The sequence below is a fragment of the Streptomyces sp. BE303 genome (genome assembly GCF_036290945.1).
Lineage (GTDB): Bacteria > Actinomycetota > Actinomycetes > Streptomycetales > Streptomycetaceae > Kitasatospora.
Genome location: NZ_JAQYWZ010000613.1, coordinates 17,121 through 32,461, shown reverse-complemented (window position 1 = coordinate 32,461; position 15,341 = coordinate 17,121). Strand labels below are relative to the sequence as shown.

Annotated in this window: 11 protein-coding genes and 1 pseudogene; 5 read left to right on the top strand and 7 right to left on the bottom strand. The window is 74.4% G+C overall.

The window, feature by feature from the left end; translation table 11 throughout:
- Window positions 1-97: 97 nt before the first annotated feature.
- Window positions 98-1,492, top strand: coding sequence for a class II fumarate hydratase (locus PUR56_RS14050; protein WP_329879468.1), 1,395 nt, complete (start codon window positions 98-100; stop codon window positions 1,490-1,492).
- 66 nt (window positions 1,493-1,558) lie between these two features.
- Here the strand turns inward: PUR56_RS14050 and PUR56_RS14045 are convergent, their stop codons facing one another.
- Window positions 1,559-2,029 (bottom strand): SPW repeat protein, encoded by a 471-nt coding sequence (locus PUR56_RS14045; protein ID WP_329879467.1) that lies wholly within the window; start codon window positions 2,027-2,029, stop codon window positions 1,559-1,561.
- A 204-nt stretch (window positions 2,030-2,233) separates the two neighbouring features.
- On the opposite strand from PUR56_RS14045, the pseudogene PUR56_RS14040 reads away from it, so the two are divergent.
- Together PUR56_RS14040 and PUR56_RS14035 are read left to right on the top strand one after the other, a co-directional pair.
- A pseudogene (locus tag PUR56_RS14040) lies at window positions 2,234-2,767 on the top strand (PadR family transcriptional regulator); the annotation flags it as partial.
- A gap of 145 nt (window positions 2,768-2,912) precedes the next feature.
- On the top strand, window positions 2,913-4,613 hold the full coding sequence (locus tag PUR56_RS14035) for an acyl-CoA dehydrogenase family protein (RefSeq protein ID WP_329949152.1): 1,701 nt from the start codon (window positions 2,913-2,915) through the stop codon (window positions 4,611-4,613).
- 55 nt (window positions 4,614-4,668) lie between these two features.
- On the opposite strand, the gene PUR56_RS14030 is transcribed toward PUR56_RS14035, so the two are convergent.
- The 3 genes from PUR56_RS14030 to PUR56_RS14020 all read right to left on the bottom strand — a co-directional run bounded on the left by PUR56_RS14030 (window position 4,669) and on the right by PUR56_RS14020 (window position 9,378).
- Window positions 4,669-6,003, bottom strand: coding sequence for a M28 family metallopeptidase (locus tag PUR56_RS14030; RefSeq protein ID WP_443034494.1), 1,335 nt, complete (start codon window positions 6,001-6,003; stop codon window positions 4,669-4,671).
- 337 nt (window positions 6,004-6,340) lie between these two features.
- Window positions 6,341-8,566 (bottom strand): sensor histidine kinase, encoded by a 2,226-nt coding sequence (locus tag PUR56_RS14025; RefSeq protein WP_329949151.1) that lies wholly within the window; start codon window positions 8,564-8,566, stop codon window positions 6,341-6,343.
- Between the two features lie 179 nt (window positions 8,567-8,745).
- Window positions 8,746-9,378 carry a response regulator transcription factor gene (locus PUR56_RS14020; RefSeq protein WP_329879481.1) on the bottom strand — a complete coding sequence of 211 codons (633 nt, stop codon included), beginning with the start codon at window positions 9,376-9,378 and terminating at the stop codon, window positions 8,746-8,748.
- A 378-nt stretch (window positions 9,379-9,756) separates the two neighbouring features.
- Between PUR56_RS14020 and PUR56_RS14015 the strand changes: the two genes are divergently transcribed.
- A complete protein-coding gene (locus tag PUR56_RS14015; RefSeq protein ID WP_329949150.1) occupies window positions 9,757-11,997 on the top strand; it encodes a GAF domain-containing sensor histidine kinase in 2,241 nt (746 codons plus the stop codon).
- Window positions 11,998-12,333: 336 nt separating this feature from the next.
- The gene (locus PUR56_RS14010; RefSeq protein WP_329949149.1) at window positions 12,334-13,089 is read left to right on the top strand and encodes a hypothetical protein; all 756 of its coding nucleotides are present in this window, start codon (window positions 12,334-12,336) and stop codon (window positions 13,087-13,089) included.
- Window positions 13,090-13,248: 159 nt separating this feature from the next.
- On the opposite strand, the gene PUR56_RS14005 is transcribed toward PUR56_RS14010, so the two are convergent.
- The 3 genes from PUR56_RS14005 to PUR56_RS13995 all read right to left on the bottom strand — a co-directional run bounded on the left by PUR56_RS14005 (window position 13,249) and on the right by PUR56_RS13995 (window position 15,273).
- Window positions 13,249-13,428: a hypothetical protein gene (locus tag PUR56_RS14005; RefSeq protein WP_329949148.1), complete on the bottom strand. Its 180-nt coding sequence runs from the start codon at window positions 13,426-13,428 to the stop codon at window positions 13,249-13,251.
- A 155-nt stretch (window positions 13,429-13,583) separates the two neighbouring features.
- Entirely contained in the window at window positions 13,584-14,708 is a 1,125-nt protein-coding gene (locus PUR56_RS14000; RefSeq protein WP_329949147.1) for an NAD(P)-dependent alcohol dehydrogenase, read from the bottom strand.
- Window positions 14,701-15,273 carry a VOC family protein gene (locus PUR56_RS13995; RefSeq protein WP_329949146.1) on the bottom strand — a complete coding sequence of 191 codons (573 nt, stop codon included), beginning with the start codon at window positions 15,271-15,273 and terminating at the stop codon, window positions 14,701-14,703. Before PUR56_RS13995 ends, PUR56_RS14000 begins: the two co-directional genes overlap by 8 nt.
- Window positions 15,274-15,341 lie beyond the last annotated feature (68 nt).

Genomic DNA, 15,341 nt, shown 5'->3' with positions numbered 1-15,341 from the left:
CAGACCCGAGAGCGAGGGCCCGGGAACGGGCGCCGTACGGCCGTCGGACGGCCGGGGAACGGCGCCCGCCCGGACCGACCAGGAGGTGCGGCGCGCGATGGCCGACGAGCAGGAGTACCGGACCGAGCACGACTCGATGGGCGAGGTGCGGGTGCCCGCCGCAGCGAAATGGCAGGCGCAGACGCAGCGGGCGGTGGAGAACTTCCCGGTCTCCGGCCAGCGCCTGGAGCGGGCGCACATCGCCGCGCTGGCGCGGATCAAGGCCGCCGCCGCCCGGGTCAACGCCCGGCTCGGGGTCCTGGACGAGGAGACGGCCGAGGCCGTCGCGGCCGCCGCCGACGAGGTCGCCACCGGGCAGTGGGACGCCGAGTTCCCGGTGGACGTGTTCCAGACCGGCTCGGGCACCTCGTCCAACATGAACGCCAACGAGGTGATCGCCACCCTGGCCGGCGAGCGGCTGGGCCGACCGGTCCACCCCAACGACCACGTCAACGCCAGCCAGTCCTCCAACGACGTGTTCCCCTCCTCGATCCACATCGCCGCCACCGCCGCCGTCACCCACGACCTGATCCCGGCGCTGGAGCACCTCGCGGAGGCGCTGGAGCGCAAGGCCGCGGAGTTCGCGCTGGTGGTCAAGGCCGGCCGGACCCACCTGATGGACGCCACGCCGGTCACCCTGGGCCAGGAGTTCGGCGGGTACGCCGCGCAGGTCCGGCACGGGCGGGAGCGGCTGCTGGCCACGCTCCCCCGGGTGGCCGAACTCCCTCTCGGCGGCACGGCCGTGGGCACCGGCATCAACACCCCGCCCGGGTTCGCGGCGGCCGTGATCGAGGAGGTGGCGCGCGCCACCGACCTGCCGCTGACCGAGGCGAGGGACCACTTCGAGGCGCAGGGCGCGCGGGACGGACTGGTCGAGCTGAGCGGCCAACTGCGCACCGTCGCAGTCGGGTTCACGAAGATCGCGAACGACCTCCGGTGGATGGGATCCGGCCCGCGCACCGGCCTCGGCGAGCTCAACCTGCCGGACCTGCAACCCGGCTCGTCGATCATGCCGGGCAAGGTGAACCCGGTGCTGCCCGAGGTGGTGCTGATGGTCTCCGCCCAGGTGATCGGCAACGACACGACCGTCACGGTGGCCGGGGCGAGCGGGAACTTCGAGCTCAACGTGATGCTCCCGGTGATCGCGCGCAACGTCCTGGAGTCGGTCCGGCTGCTCGCCAACAGCGCCCGGCTGCTGGCCGACCGCGCCGTGGACGGCCTCACCGCCAACGTCGAGCGGGCCCGCGAGTACGCCGAGTCGTCGCCCTCGGTGGTCACCCCGCTGAACCGGTACATCGGGTACGAGGAGGCGGCGAAGGTCGCCAAGCAGGCACTGGCCGAGCGGAAGACGATCCGGCAGGTGGTGCTGGAGCGCGGGTACGTGGAGCAGGGCCGGCTCACCGTCGAGCAGTTGGACGAGGCCCTGGACGTGCTGCGGATGACGCGGCCGTAGGACAGCACCCGGGGCGCGGACGGCGGCCTCGCCGTTCCGCGCCCCGGGTCGGGCTTCCCGTGATCGTCAGCCCCTGGCCCGACCGGCCCGGCCGCGCCGCATCGATGCTCCGTTCGACGTCATGGTGGCCATCGAGATGGCGGCGAGCCCCAGCAGGAACATCACGCCGCCCGCGATCATGCAGGTGACGATGTTCTTGCCGCGGTCCACCTCGCCGGAGACGACCCACGGAGAGATGATCGTCCACGCGCCGAGCAGGGTGGCCGCCCAGGCCCGCGCGTGGGTGCGTTCGTACGCGGAGCCGTAGCCGGCCATCAGCACGCAGTAGGCGAGTCCGACGATCAGGCAGGTGACGGTCAGCGTGTTGAAGGCGGTGAAGCCGATGATCCACGGCGAGGCCGCCAGGAACAGACCGGCCAGCACGGCCAGGGCCTCGACGGCCTGGGCCCGCGGAGTGAGGGTGAGTCGCTCGTAGTGCTCCCGTAGTTCGACGATGTCCGGATGGTGCTCCATGCCCATCGGAATCTGGGTAGACACCGATACCACCTCCTAGGTTCGGCACATGGAGGGCGCTAGCCCAGTACCATTCTGGCGCCGTTCGACCGTTTTGCACCTTTTCGCCCCGGAAGCTACCCTGCCCCGCCCCCCTCCCCGACGACCCCCGACGACCCGGGTGACCTCCGTCTCACCCTCGCGCGCCGCCATTGCCTATGCAACTCGGCGCATAGCAGGATGCCGTTCATGGCACTGGAGCACGCGATCCTCGTCTCGCTGCTGGAGCGGCCCGGCTCCGGCTACGAACTGGCCCGGCGCTTCGACCGGTCCATCGGCCGCTTCTGGACCGCCACGCACCAGCAGATCTACCGGGTGCTGCGGCGGATGGAGACGGACGGCTGGATCTCCGTCGAGGAGGTCGCCCAGGACGGCCGACCGGACAAGAAGGTGTACTCGGCGGCCCCGCCCGGCCGGGCCGCACTCGCCGGCTGGCTGCGCGAACCCGTCGAACCGGAGACCGTCCGGCACGAGCTGGCCGTCCGGATCCGGGCGGTGGCCTTCGACGACCCGGCCGCGCTGATCCCCGAGGTCGAACGGCACCGCGACGGCCACGCCGCCCTGCTTGCCCGCTACCTGCACGGCGAGCAGCGGGACTTCCCGGCCCCGGACGCCCTCGACGCCCGGCAGCGGCTCCAGCACGTGGTGCTGCGCGGCGGGATCGAGTACGAACGCATGACCCTCGCCTGGCTGGACGACGTGCTCGCCACCCTGCACGACCTCGCCGGTACCGACGTGGACGGCCGGTCCGCCGGCCCGGCGCGCACCGGCCCGGCCGGCGGCACGGACCCCGCCGACCGCACCGGCGGCTCCGCCGCCGACACCCCCTGACACCCCTCCCCACCCTCGACACTCCCGGGAGCCCGCGATGCTCTTCAACCCGCGCACCTACGACCCCACGCAGTTCGACGAGCCGACCCGCCGGCTGCTGCGCACGACCGTGGACTGGTTCGAGTCGCGCGGCAAGAAGGCGCTGATCGACACCTACGTCGACCGCACCTGGTACGCCGACTTCCTCGACTTCGCGGCGAAGGAGGGCCTGTTCGCCGAGTTCCTGACGCCCTCGGCCGCCGACCCGGCCAAGCGCTGGGACACCGCGCGGATCGCCGAGCTCAACGAGATCCTCGGCTTCTACGGCCTGGGCTACTGGTACACCTGGCAGGTCACCATCCTGGGCCTCGGCCCCGTCTGGCAGAGCGAGAACGAGGCCGTCCGGGCCCGCGCGGCGAAGCTCCTGACGGAGGGGCACGTGATGGCGTTCGGGCTCTCCGAGCGCAGCCACGGCGCCGACATCTACTCCACCGACATGATCCTCACCCCGGACGGCGACGGCGGCTTCACCGCCACCGGCTCCAAGTACTACATCGGCAACGGCAACGTCGCGGGCCTGGTCTCGGTGTTCGGCCGCCGCTCCGACGTCGACGGCCCGGAGGGCTACGTCTTCTTCGCGGCGGACAGCCGCCACGAGGCGTACCACCTCGTCAAGAACGTGGTGAACGCCCAGATGTACGTCAGCGAGTTCCGCCTGGACGGGTACCCGGTCCGCGCCGACGACGTGCTGCACACCGGCAAGGCCGCCTTCGACGCCGCCCTGAACACCGTCAACGTCGGGAAGTTCAACCTCTGCACGGCCTCCGTCGGCATCTGCGAGCACGCGATGTACGAGGCCGTCACGCACGCCCGGAACCGGGTGCTGTACGGCCGGAACGTCACCGACTTCCCGCACGTGCGGCGCGAGCTGACCGACGCCTACGCGCGGCTGGTGGCGATGAAGCTGTTCTCCGCCCGCGCGGTGGACTACTTCCGCACCGCCTCCCCCGAGGACCGCCGCTACCTGCTCTTCAACCCGATGACCAAGATGAAGGTCACCACGGAGGGCGAGAAGGTCATCGACCTGATGTGGGACGTCATCGCGGCCAAGGGCTTCGAGGCGGACACCTACTTCGACAAGGCCGCCAAGGACATCCGCGGCCTGCCGAAGCTGGAGGGCACCGTCCACGTCAACCTGGCGCTGATCCTCAAGTTCATGGCCAACTACCTGTTCGACCCGGCCGAGTACGCCCCGGTGCCCGGCCGCCGGGACGCCGCCGACGACACGTTCCTGTTCCGGCAGGGTCCGGCCCGCGGCCTCGGCTCGATCCGCTTCCACGACTGGCGGACCGCCTACGACGCGCACGCGCACGTCCCGAACGTCGCGCGGTTCCGCGAGCAGGCCGACGGCTTCTGCGAGCTGCTGCTGACCGCCGCGCCGAGCACCGAGCAGCAGGCCGACCTCGACTTCCTGCTGGAGATCGGGCAGCTCTTCGCGCTGATCGTCTACGGCCAGCTGGTCCTGGAGCAGGCCGCCCTGACCGGACTGGACGCCGACCTGCTCGACCAGGTCTTCGACGCGCTGGTGCGGGACTTCTCCGCGCACGCCACCGAGCTGCACGGCAAGGCGTCGACGACGGACGCGCAGGCCGCGTGGGCGCTGGCGCACGTCCGCCGCCCGGTCGCGGACGGCGCGCGGGCGACGAAGGTGTGGGGCATGGTCGAGGCGCTCTCCGGCGCGTACGAGATGCAGCCGTAGCCGCACCGGGTGGTCCCGGGGGTGCCGGCCCGGCAGGCCGGCACCCCCGGCGCCGTCAGAAGGTGAGCTTCCAGCTGTCGACGTAGCCGGTGTCCTGCCGGCCGATGTCCTGGACCTTCAGCTTCCAGGTGCCGTTGGCGGCCACGGCGGACGCGTTCACCGTGTACGTGGTCTGCACGTTGGGCGCGGAGTCGTTGCCGCTGGCGTCCTTCAGGCGGAAGGTGGTGCCGTTCGGCGCGACCAGGTCGATGACCAGGTCGCCGCGCCAGGTGTGCTTGATGTCCACGCCGACCTGGAGCGCGGCCGGCGCGTTGCCGGTGCGGCCCGTGACGGCGACGTCGGAGGTCACCGCCGCCCCGTAGTCCGGGATCTGCACGTCGGCGGTGTTCTCGAAGACCGTACCGGTGGGCGGCGTGGTGCTCCCGGCGGCCAGGTTCCAGATCGCGTACGCGATGGCGTCGCTCATCCGGTCCAGCGCGGTGTCGTTGATGTTGGCGGTGGTGTCGCAGGAGGAGTGGTAGCAGCGGTCGAACGGCTGGCCCGCCGTTCCGCCCCACTTCGCGGCCTGCGCGCTGGTCTTGGTGTAGTCGGCGCCGCTGAACAGGCCGCCGACCCGGATGCCCGCGTCCTGGAACGGCGCGTGGTCGGACCGGCCGTCACCCTCGAAGTCCTGCTCGGTGCTGATGCCGAGACCGGCGAAGTAGTTCCGGAACAGGGCGTCGAGCGTGCTGTCGTAGCGGTAGGTGAAGTAGCCCGGGTTGGGCGAGCCGATCATGTCGAAGTTCAGGTACGTGTCGATCTTCGAACGGTCCGCGGTGGACAGGCTGTTCACGTAGTTCTTGGAGCCGATCATGCCGTACTCCTCGGCACCCCACCAGCCGAACCGCAGGTGCTTGGAGGGGGTGAGCCCGGCCCGGGAGACGGCGAGCGCGGTCTCCAGGACACCGGCCGAGCCGGAGCCGTTGTCGTTGATGCCCGGACCGCCGGTGACGGAGTCCAGGTGGGCACCGGCCATCACGACGTGCGAGGTGTCGCCACCCGGCCAGTCGGCGATCAGGTTGTAGCCGGTCGCGCCGTTGTAGCTGAAGGTCTTCAGTGTGGTGGTGTAGCCGGCCGCGTCCAACTTGCCCTTCACGTAGTCGATCGAGGCCTTGTAGCCGGTTCGGCCGTGGGCGCGGTTGCCGCCGTTGGCCGTGGCTATCGACTGCAGCTGGGCGAGGTGCGCCTTCACGTTGGCGACCGGGATGTCGGGGGCGGCGGCGAGGGCCGGGCTCACGCCCGCCGAGGCGACCCGGACGGCCGGGGCTTCGGGGGCCGCGACGGCGGCGGGGGCGAGGAGGGCGGCGGCGAGGGTGACCACGGCTGCGGTCGGCAGGGTGGTTCGGCGCAGGCGGAATCGCCGCGGGGCGCGCTCGGTCAAGGGAGGCTCCGGTTTCTGATGGGGCAGAACGGAAGCGCGGCACTTCGCGGGTAAGCGGGGTCGGGTCGCGAAGTTGACGCGACCATGATGATTGGGCCAACTCGCGGACCCGTCAAGAGGGGAGGCCCGACGAGGGGAGCGAGCGGGCCGGTGACGGCGGCCGTTCGGCCACCTCCCGTCACGCGCCGCCGCCGGCCGTCGGCCGCTCCCCGACGACCCCCACCCGACGACCCCCCCCCACCCGACGACCCCCACTCGCCGTCGGCCGACCGCCGTCGGCTACCCGTCGGTCCCTACCCGCCCTCGGCTACGCGTCGTCCGCTTCCGGCGTGCGGGGCAGCGCCGCCCGGACGAGCGCCCCGCCGTCGTGGTTGACCGCCGTGAAGCCGCCGCCCAGTTCCTCGGCACGCTCGGCCATCGAACGCAGCCCGACGCCGGACCCGTTCGGCCGGTACCCCGCCCCGCCGCCGCCCGCCGCCCGGGCCTCGGGGAACCCACAACCGTCGTCCCACGCCTCGACGACGACGAGGTCCGGCCGGACCCGCAGGGTCAACCGGGCCTTGGCGGCACCCGAATGACGCAGGACGTTGTTCAGCGCCTCCCCGCTGATCCGCAGCACGGCCACCTCGACGGCGGCGGGCAGCGCGGGTGGCGGATCGGGATCGAGCACCAGGGAGATCCGCACCCGCGGCCCGTCCAGTTCCGCGACCAGCCGCCGCAACGCGACCGCCAACCCCTCCCCCGCCAGCGCGGCGGGCGCCAACCCCTCCGTGATCCGGCGGAGTTCGACGATCGCCTGGCCGATCCCGGCCGAGACGGCGCCCAGCGACCGGGCCGCCGCGGAGTCCTGCGGCACGGCGGCCCGCGCGGTGTCGACGCCGAGCCGCAGGCCGGACAGCGTGGGTCCGAGCCCGTCGTGCAGGTCGTGCCGGAGCCGTCGGCGCTCCTCCTCCCGGGCCAGCACGATCTGTCGCCGCCCGCTCTGGAGCTCCTCGTAGAGGCGCAGCGAGGCGATCGCGGGCGCGGCCTGGTCGGCGAGGAAGCGCAGCACCTCGTGGTCCTGGGCGTCCAGCTCGGGCTGTCCGGCGCGCGGCGGCGCGTACAGGTCGCCGATCACCGCGCCCTCGTAACTGAGCGGGAAGACCTGGCTGTTGGGTCCCAGCACGCCGACCGAGGCGAGTTCGAGCGGTCCGGTGCGGGTGTGCAGGACCACCCGGGCACCGGGCAGGCCGAGGGCGTTGACCACGGTGTCGCAGAGCAGCGGCGGCGCGTCGGACGGGCTGACGGCGCGGCTCAGGCGTTCGGCGAGCGCCCGCACCACCTGGTAGGGCCGGGCCCGGTCCCCGTAGTAGAACCGGTCGACGGCGCGCACCACCCAGCGGGTGGTGGGGCCGAGCAGTCCGCCGATGGCGAGCGCCCCGGCGGCCAGCAGCTGGGCGTCCGCGGTACTGGCCTGCGGCAGCAGACGGCGCAGCAGCAGGGCGATGCCGAGGTAGCCGGCGATGAGCAGCGCGGTGAGGGCGAGGACGCTGAACATCCGGCGGGTCGCCCGGTCGAGGTAGTGGGAGCGGTCGCGGGTGAAGGCGTAGCCGACCGCGCCGAGCATCCAGAGCGCCGATCCGGCGAAGTACGCGACCGCCGCGACGCTCTCGGAACTCCCCATCCGGAGCGCGATGTTGGTGGTGATCAGCCAGATCAGGTACGGCACGAGGACGGCGGTCACGGAGCGGTGCGGGCTCGCCGAGCGCCGCCAGCGGACGGCCGCCACCGCGAGGCTGGTGACGACGATGCCCCAGGCGACCAGCGTCGCCCGCCACTCGCCGAGCGGCAGCCCCCGGCCGTCCGGGACCAGGACGTCGTCGAAGTACGGGAGCGGGCTTCCGAGGCGGACCACGCACGCGTGCAGGGCGCTCCACGCCGCGATCGCGGCGACGTAGAGGCGGCCGGGCCCACCGGGCAGCCGCCCTTCGGGCAGCCAGAGGGGGAGGGCGAGGGAGATGAAGATGAACAGGGTGACGGACGCGAGCAGCAGGGCCGCGCCGAGCGCCTCCACGACCGGACCGGCGTCGGCCGCCGCGCCGGCGAAGAGGACGAACCGGGAGAGGCAGCCTCCGAGGCCGGCGGCGAGCAGGCAGCGGCCGAGGCTGCGGCCGACGGGCGGGGCGGGTGCGACGCTCCCCGGCCGCGGGTGTTCCTCGGGGCCGGAGCGGTGGGCGAGGATGAGCAGCCCGGAGAGCGCGAAGGCGAAGCCGAGCAGGACGGTCTCGCCGTCGTGGAGGTAGAAGGGCGTGGCCCAGCGGGTGTCCTGGTGGGTGACGGCCAGCAGGACCCAGCCCAGGCCGCCGGCCAGCGTCAGCGCGCAGGCCCAGGCCGCCGGGGGCGGGCCTGCCCGCCGGGTCGCGGTCGGGCCCGGCGGCGCCGGGGGCGGGCCCGCCCGCCGGGTCGCGGTCGGGCCCGGCGGCGCCGGGGCCGGACCGTCGGCCCGGGCCGACGCCCGGTCCGCCCTGTCCGGGGTGACAGCCGGTTCACTCATGGGTGGCCTCCTCCCCCGCATCCTCGGCGTCCTGCCGTCCCGGGGGCGCGGGTCCGCGGTCCGCTCCCGGCCCCGGGTCCGCGGTCCGGCGGCGGGCCCGGGTCTGCGGTCCGGCGGCGGGCCCGCGTCCGGGCGCGCCCCCGCCGGTCCCGGGTCCGGCCGGTCCGGGGCACCGCGGGTCAGGCGTCGCCGAGGCCCATGTCGCGGGCCCGGGCGACCGCCTCGGCCCGGGTCGCGACGTGCAGCTTCTCGAAGATGTGGGTGACGTGGTTGCGCACGGTCTTCTCGGCGACCACCAGCTCGCGGGCGATCCGCCGGTTGTCCAGCCCCCGGGCCACCAGGTCCAGGACCTCCGCCTCGCGGGCGGTGAGCGCCGGGAAGAGCTGGCCGGCCTCCCGCACCCGGGCGCCGGCGAGCAGGGTGGTGATCCGTTCGGCCACGTCCGCGCCGAACACGGCGCCTCCGGCCGCGACGGTCCGCACCGCGTGCAGCACCTCCTCCCGACCCGCGCCCTTGACCAGGTAGCCGCGCGCGCCCGCCTGGAGCGCGGCCAGCAGGCTGCCGTCGTCGTCCGCCATGGTGAGCATCAGCACCGGCGGGGCCGGCTGCTCGACGGAGAGCCGACGGGTGGCCTCCAGCCCGGACCCGTCCGGCAGGGACAGGTCCATCACGACGAGGTCCGGACGGTGCCGCGCGACGGCGTCCGGCACGTCGGCGACGCGTTCGGCCTCGCCCACCACGGCGATGCCCTCGGCGCTCTCCAGGGCGGCCTTGAGCCCTTCCCGGAAGAGCGGGTGGTCGTCGACGATCAGGACCCGGACCGGCGGGACGTCCGGTTCCGCGCCGGGGGTGCGGTCCGGACGCCGGTCCTGGGCCCGGACCGGGGCGCGGTCGGAGTGCGAGGAGGGGTCCGGGTGGGGTGCGGGGTCCGGGTGCGGGGGCTCTGCGGAGGGGTGCTCTTCGTCCACCCGGCCGACACTACCAGCGATAAGAGAGTGACTTTCCGTGACATGCGCGGCCCGCCGCCGGGCCGGCCGGATCCGCGGGGCCCCGCCTGCGGGCACCCCCGGGAAGGACGAGACCGCTGCCCCATGCGCCCGGGACGACGGGCGGCCGAGACTGGATCCCAGCGCTCGGCCCGGCGCCCGGCCGCCGGTGGACCCATCCCCAGTCCGTTTCGAGGCGGTGCCATGACCACGGTGATCTCCCTCCGGCCCCGGTCCAGACCCCACGGGCCCGCCCGGGCCACCCCGCACCGGACGCCCGCACAGCGCCGGCTGACCGGCGCCGCGGTCCTCACCGCGCTCTGCCTGGCGATCGCCGCCGCCTGGGTCTGCTACGTGCTGGTCCACCTCGGCGAACCCGGCGTGGACCGGCCCCGCGACCAACTCGCCATCCTGCTCTACGCCCTGCCGACCGCCGGCGCCGGAATGCTGCTGCACGCCCACCGGCCGGGAAGTCCGCTCGGCTGGGTGATGCTCGTCTACGCGCTGACGTCGATGCTGCCGAGCGCCGCCGCCGCACCGGTCTGGGTCGAGATCTCCGATCCCGCGATCGTGGGCGCGACGGCGGTCGTACGCGGGGTCTGCGACACGGTCAGCCAGACGCTGTTCTACGTGCTGCCGCTCTGGTTGCCGGCCGGACGCCTCACCACCCGCCGGTGGTGGCTCTACATCGGCGCGGTGGCGCTCTGGGTGATCCCCGACGGCCTGTCCTTCCTCGACCGGACGACCGTCTTCGGCCGCCCCGGTCCGCTCACCGGCACCGAGCCGGCGAGCTTCCTCGGGTCCGTCGCGGACCACCTGGACGGCCTCTACGACCCGGTCAACTACCTGCTGGTCGGCATCGCGGCCGCCGTCCTGCTGGCCCGGCTGGTCCGGCCCGTGCCGGGCCGAGACGGCGGGACCGCCACCGCGCTGCCGCGGCACCGGGCGCACGTGGCGGGGATGCTGGGCGCGTACCTGCTCTGGGCGGGCATGCAGGACTACTACACCCGCCGGTACCCGTACGAGTACTGGCTGAGCTACTCGCTGTTCACCGCGGCGGGCGCGGTCTGGGCCGTCGCCGTCGCGTACCTGGTGGTCCGCGACGGCGGGTGGCGGCTGGACCGGGCGGCACGCTCGGTCCTGACCGGACTGCTGCTCGCCACCGGGCTCACGGTGCTGTTCGTGGTCTGCGCGGCCGTGCTCTCCGGCTGGCTGGTGCCGGGCCGGGGCGCGGCCGCACTGCTGCTGATCGCCCTGGTCTACGGACTCGGCGCCGGACTGCCGTGGGCCACCCGCCGGGCCGTCGGCCTGGTCGACCGGCTCTACTACGGCGAACGCGCCCAGCCGTACCAGGTGCTGCGCACACTGGCCGGCCAGGTCCGGCAGGTCGTCGAGCCCGAGCGACTGCCGTCCGCGCTGTGCACGGCCGTCGCGGCGGAGCTGCGGCTGCCGGGCGTCGCGCTGACCGTCACCACCCGGGCCGGGAGCCGGCCGCTGGCCTCGGTCGGCCGGACCGGCGGGAGCCGCCAGGGCTTCCCGCTGATCCACCAGGGCACGGTGATCGGCGAGTTGACGGTCGGCCTGCGGGCGGGCGAGGAGGAGCTCGACCCGAGCGACGTCGACATCCTGCGCTCACTGGCCGACCAGGCCTCGCCCGCCGTCGCCTCGCTGCGACTCCTGGAGGACCTCCAGGCCAGCCGGGAGCTGATCGTCGCGGCCCGGGAGGAGGAACGGCGCTGCCTGCGCCGGGACATCCACGACGGGCTCGGGCCCGCGCTCGCCGGGCTGCGGTTGCGGGTGGACGACGCGGCCTCGGCCTCGGCCTCGATGACGGGGACCGGGAGCGACGCCGGGGCGGGGACCGGGGTCGGCGGCAGCGGCAGTAGCAGTGACAGTGGCAGTGGTCACCGGCTCACGGAGAGCCTGCAGGGGATCTCGGAGGAGCTCGCGATGGCGATCAAGGAGGTCCGGCGGATCACCGACCGGCTCGGACCGGCCCCGCTCGGCGAGTTCGGGCTGGCCCGGGCCGTACAGCAGCTGGCGGCCACGTTCAGCGGCGACGGCCTCGCCGTCACCGCCGTGGTGGAACCCGAGCCGCTGCCCGAACTGCCCGCCGCCGTCGAGGTGGCCGCGTACCGGATCACCGCCGAGGCGCTGAACAACGTGCTGCGCCACGCCCGGGCCCGCCGCGCCCAGGTGGCCCTCCGGGTGGACGGCGCGAGCCTGACGCTGACCGTCCAGGACGACGGGGTCGGGATCGGCGAGGCGCCGCGGCCCGAGGAGGAACCGTCCGGCGGCGTCGGCCTGCGGTCGATGGCGGACCGGGCCGCGGAGATCGGCGGCAGCTGCACCGTCGACGCGCTGTCCCGGGACAGCGGGACGCGCGTGCTGGCCGTACTGCCCCGCTACCCGTCCCGGAGCGGCGATCCGACCCCGGGCGGATGACGTCGGGCAGATGACCCCGGACGGGTCGCGTCGACCGGCCGGCGGAGGCGAGACGGCGGAGGCGAGACACGGAGGTGCGGCGGGCGGACGGCGGCGCCGTCCGTACACTCCTCCCGTCAGCGCCTCTGCCGGGTGCTGCGATCGGGAACGGGGGGCGCGGTGTCGGCGGTCGAGGTTCAGCGGGTGTGGCGGCCGTCCGCCACGGACCTGCGGGCCGGGCGGCGCCCCCTGGGGTGGACCGCCGGGCCGGCGGGGGAACTGGCGGTTCTGCTCGTCGGCCGGGCGTACCTCCGTCGGAGCCACGCCGTCAGGGGTCGGGCGGGACACGGTCCGGCGGTGCCGTTCGACGGCGTGCTGGTGGTTCGGCGGGCGGACGGGTCGGTGCGGCGCCGGCCGGTCAGGGACGTACCGGTCAGCCCCGACCACCTGGCGCTTCTCCCGGGATCCCGGCTCCTGGTGGCGAGCGCTCGGGCGTATCAGGAGCCGGCGGGCGGGTGGAGCCCGAACGCCGTGGTGTTCTGCCTGGGGAGCGGCGAGCAGGAGGACGCCTTCTGCATTGGCGACGACATCCCCGCCCTGGTGACCGACCGCGGGGGATCGATCTGGACCGCCTACGGCGACGAGGGCGTCTACGGGGAGCATCCGGAGTCCACTGCCGGGCTTGCCGGCTGGAGCGCCACGGGCCGGGCGGTCTGGGCCCCGGGCGGGCGCCTTCCCGACGAGCCGCTGGAAGGCTGCGCCGCCGCCACCGAGGGCGACCGGGTCTGGCTGGTCTGGTACTCCGGCACCCGGTCCGACGAGACGTTCCTGACGCGGATCGTCCCCTCGACGGGTGAGGTGACCAGCCGGCCGAGCCCCGTGCGCGACCCGGACGGATTCGCCGTGCGCGACCGTCGAGCAGTCCTGACCCGTCGCGCCCACGACCAGCGGTCGACCGAGGTCGTGCGGGCCGAACTGGTCGGCGACACCTGGCGGGTGATCGACCGGAGCATCCTGCACGTGCCCGGCCGGGTGGTCAGGCACGGCGGGCAGGGTCGGGACGGCGTGTTGTGGCTTCGCGCCGGCAACACCTGGATCCGTGTCGAGGCGTGACCGCCCCGGAGGCGCGCAGCTCGTGATCCGCGGCGCCGCCTCGACGGCGTTCCCGCCGGGCGGGCGGTCTCCGCACAGGCTGCCGCCCCCGGCGCTGGCGGCGCCGGGGGCGGAGGCAGGGGACGAGTGATCGGGGGACGGAGGAGAACCGAGGGGTGATCAGCCCTTGCAGTCCTTCTCGCCCGGCTTGCAGCGTCGCGCGGAGTCCGCGGCCTGGACCGCGGGGCCCGCCTTGGCCGCCGCGCCGATGACGGCGCTCCGGATGACGGCGGTGGCTGCGGCGAAGCCGACGATTACGGACGCGACGCCGAGCGTCTTCGTTGCCGTGTTCGTTGCCATGGATGATGCTCCAGATTCTTCGCTTCCGAGGGGTCGAGCCGATCGGCCGCTCTTCCTCCACTCTGGGCGGACCCGCGCCCCGGGCGCATGGGCCCGCCGTCCCGTTCCGGTCCCAGGACGGGCCCGGCAGCCGGGACGGCGGTCGTCGCCGCGGGTCAGGGCAGGGTCAGTACCGGCTTCACCGCCTCCCCCGCCTCCGCCGCCGCAGCCGCCTCCTCGATCGCCGCGAACGGGAAGGCCCGCACCAGCCGGTCCACCGGCAGGCGGCCCGCGCGGAACAGGTCGACCAGGGCCGGCAGGAACCGCCCGGGCACGCTCGCCCCCTGGTTGACGCCGACGATCCGGGGCGCCCGGGCCAGCAGCGCGGGAACGTCCAGGCCCACCTCGCTGCCGGCCGGCGGCGCGCCGACCACCCCGCACGTCCCGCCGACGGCCAGCGCGTCCACGGCCTGCCGCAGCGCGCGGACGCTCCCACTGGTCTCCAGCGTGTGGTCGGCGCCGCGTCCGCCGGTGAGGTCCAGGACCGCCGCCACCGGGTCGTCGGCGCCCGCGTCGACGACGTCGGTCGCACCGAGCTCCCGGGCCAGGGCCAACCGGGCCGGGCGGAGGTCCACCGCCACGATCCGCGCCGCCGGGGTCAGCCGGGCCGCGAGGACGGCGGCCAGCCCGACGGCGCCCGCGCCGAACACCACCACCGTGTCGCCCGGCCGGGGGCGCAGCACGTGGAACACCGCGCCCGCACCGGTCTGCACCCCGCAGCCGAAGGGGGCCAGCAGTTCGAAGGGCAGGGCCGGTCCCGGGACGGCGACGGCGTTGCGTTCGTCCGCCAGCGCGTGGGTCGCGAAGGAGGACTGGCCGAAGAAGTGGCCGTGCAGGACGGCCCCGTCGCGGCGGCCGGTGCCGCGCAGGGTGGCGCTGCCGTCCAGCCGGTGGCCACCGAAGAGGTTGAGCGCGGCCCAGTGCTCGCAGCGCACCGGGCGGCCGCCCAGGCAGGGCGGACAGGCGCCGCAGGAGTCGAACGTCAGGATCACGGTGTCACCGGGCCGCACCCTGGTGACGTCGGCGCCGACCGCGACCACCGTGCCCGCGCCCTCGTGGCCGAGGACCGCGGGCAGCGGGGCGGGCGTGCGGCCGGCCCGGACGCTGAGGTCGGTGTGGCAGATCCCGACGGCGCGGATCCGGACCAGCACCTCGTCGGGGCGCGGGTCGTCCAGCAGGACGGTCTCCGGCTCGAACGGTCCGCCCCTGGTGTCCACCACGGCGGCGGTGGCCTCAATCATCGCCGCTCCCGGGCGCGTCGGCGGACGCCCACGGGGTGTCGGGCGTGAACAGCCGGTCGCGCGTGGCGCGTTCGTAGGGCATCCCGGGGGGCATCGCCAGCACTTCCAGCTGGAGGCCCCAGGGGGTGCGGAAGTACACCCAGCGGTCGCCGTCGATCGGGCCGCCGTCGGCGACGGTCTGCGGTTCGCCGAGGACCTCGACCCCCGGGCAGCCCCGCAGGTAGGCGACGGCGCGGTCGACGTCGTCCACCGCGATCGCCAGGTGGTGACCGCCCCAGTCACTGTTGGCGGGCAGCTCGTGCCGCTGGCCCGGGGCGGTGTACTGGAACAGCTCCAGGTTGCTGACCGGGCCGAGCCTCAGCATCGCGATGTGCGCCACCGCCTCGCGGTGGACGCCGAGTTGGCGGGCCATCCAGTCGCGGTCACCCTGCGGTGCGGCGACCGGCCCGACGCGGTAGAGCAGCCGCGCGCCGAGCACGCCGGTGAAGAACGCCACGGCCGCGTCGAGGTCGGGCACGGTGTAGGCGACGTGATGGACGGCGCGGGCACCGGGGATTCCGGTCATGGCGCACTCCTCTGCGAAGTCGGTCGTCAGGTCGGTCGTCAGGTCGGTCGATTCGTCCGGTGGTCGGG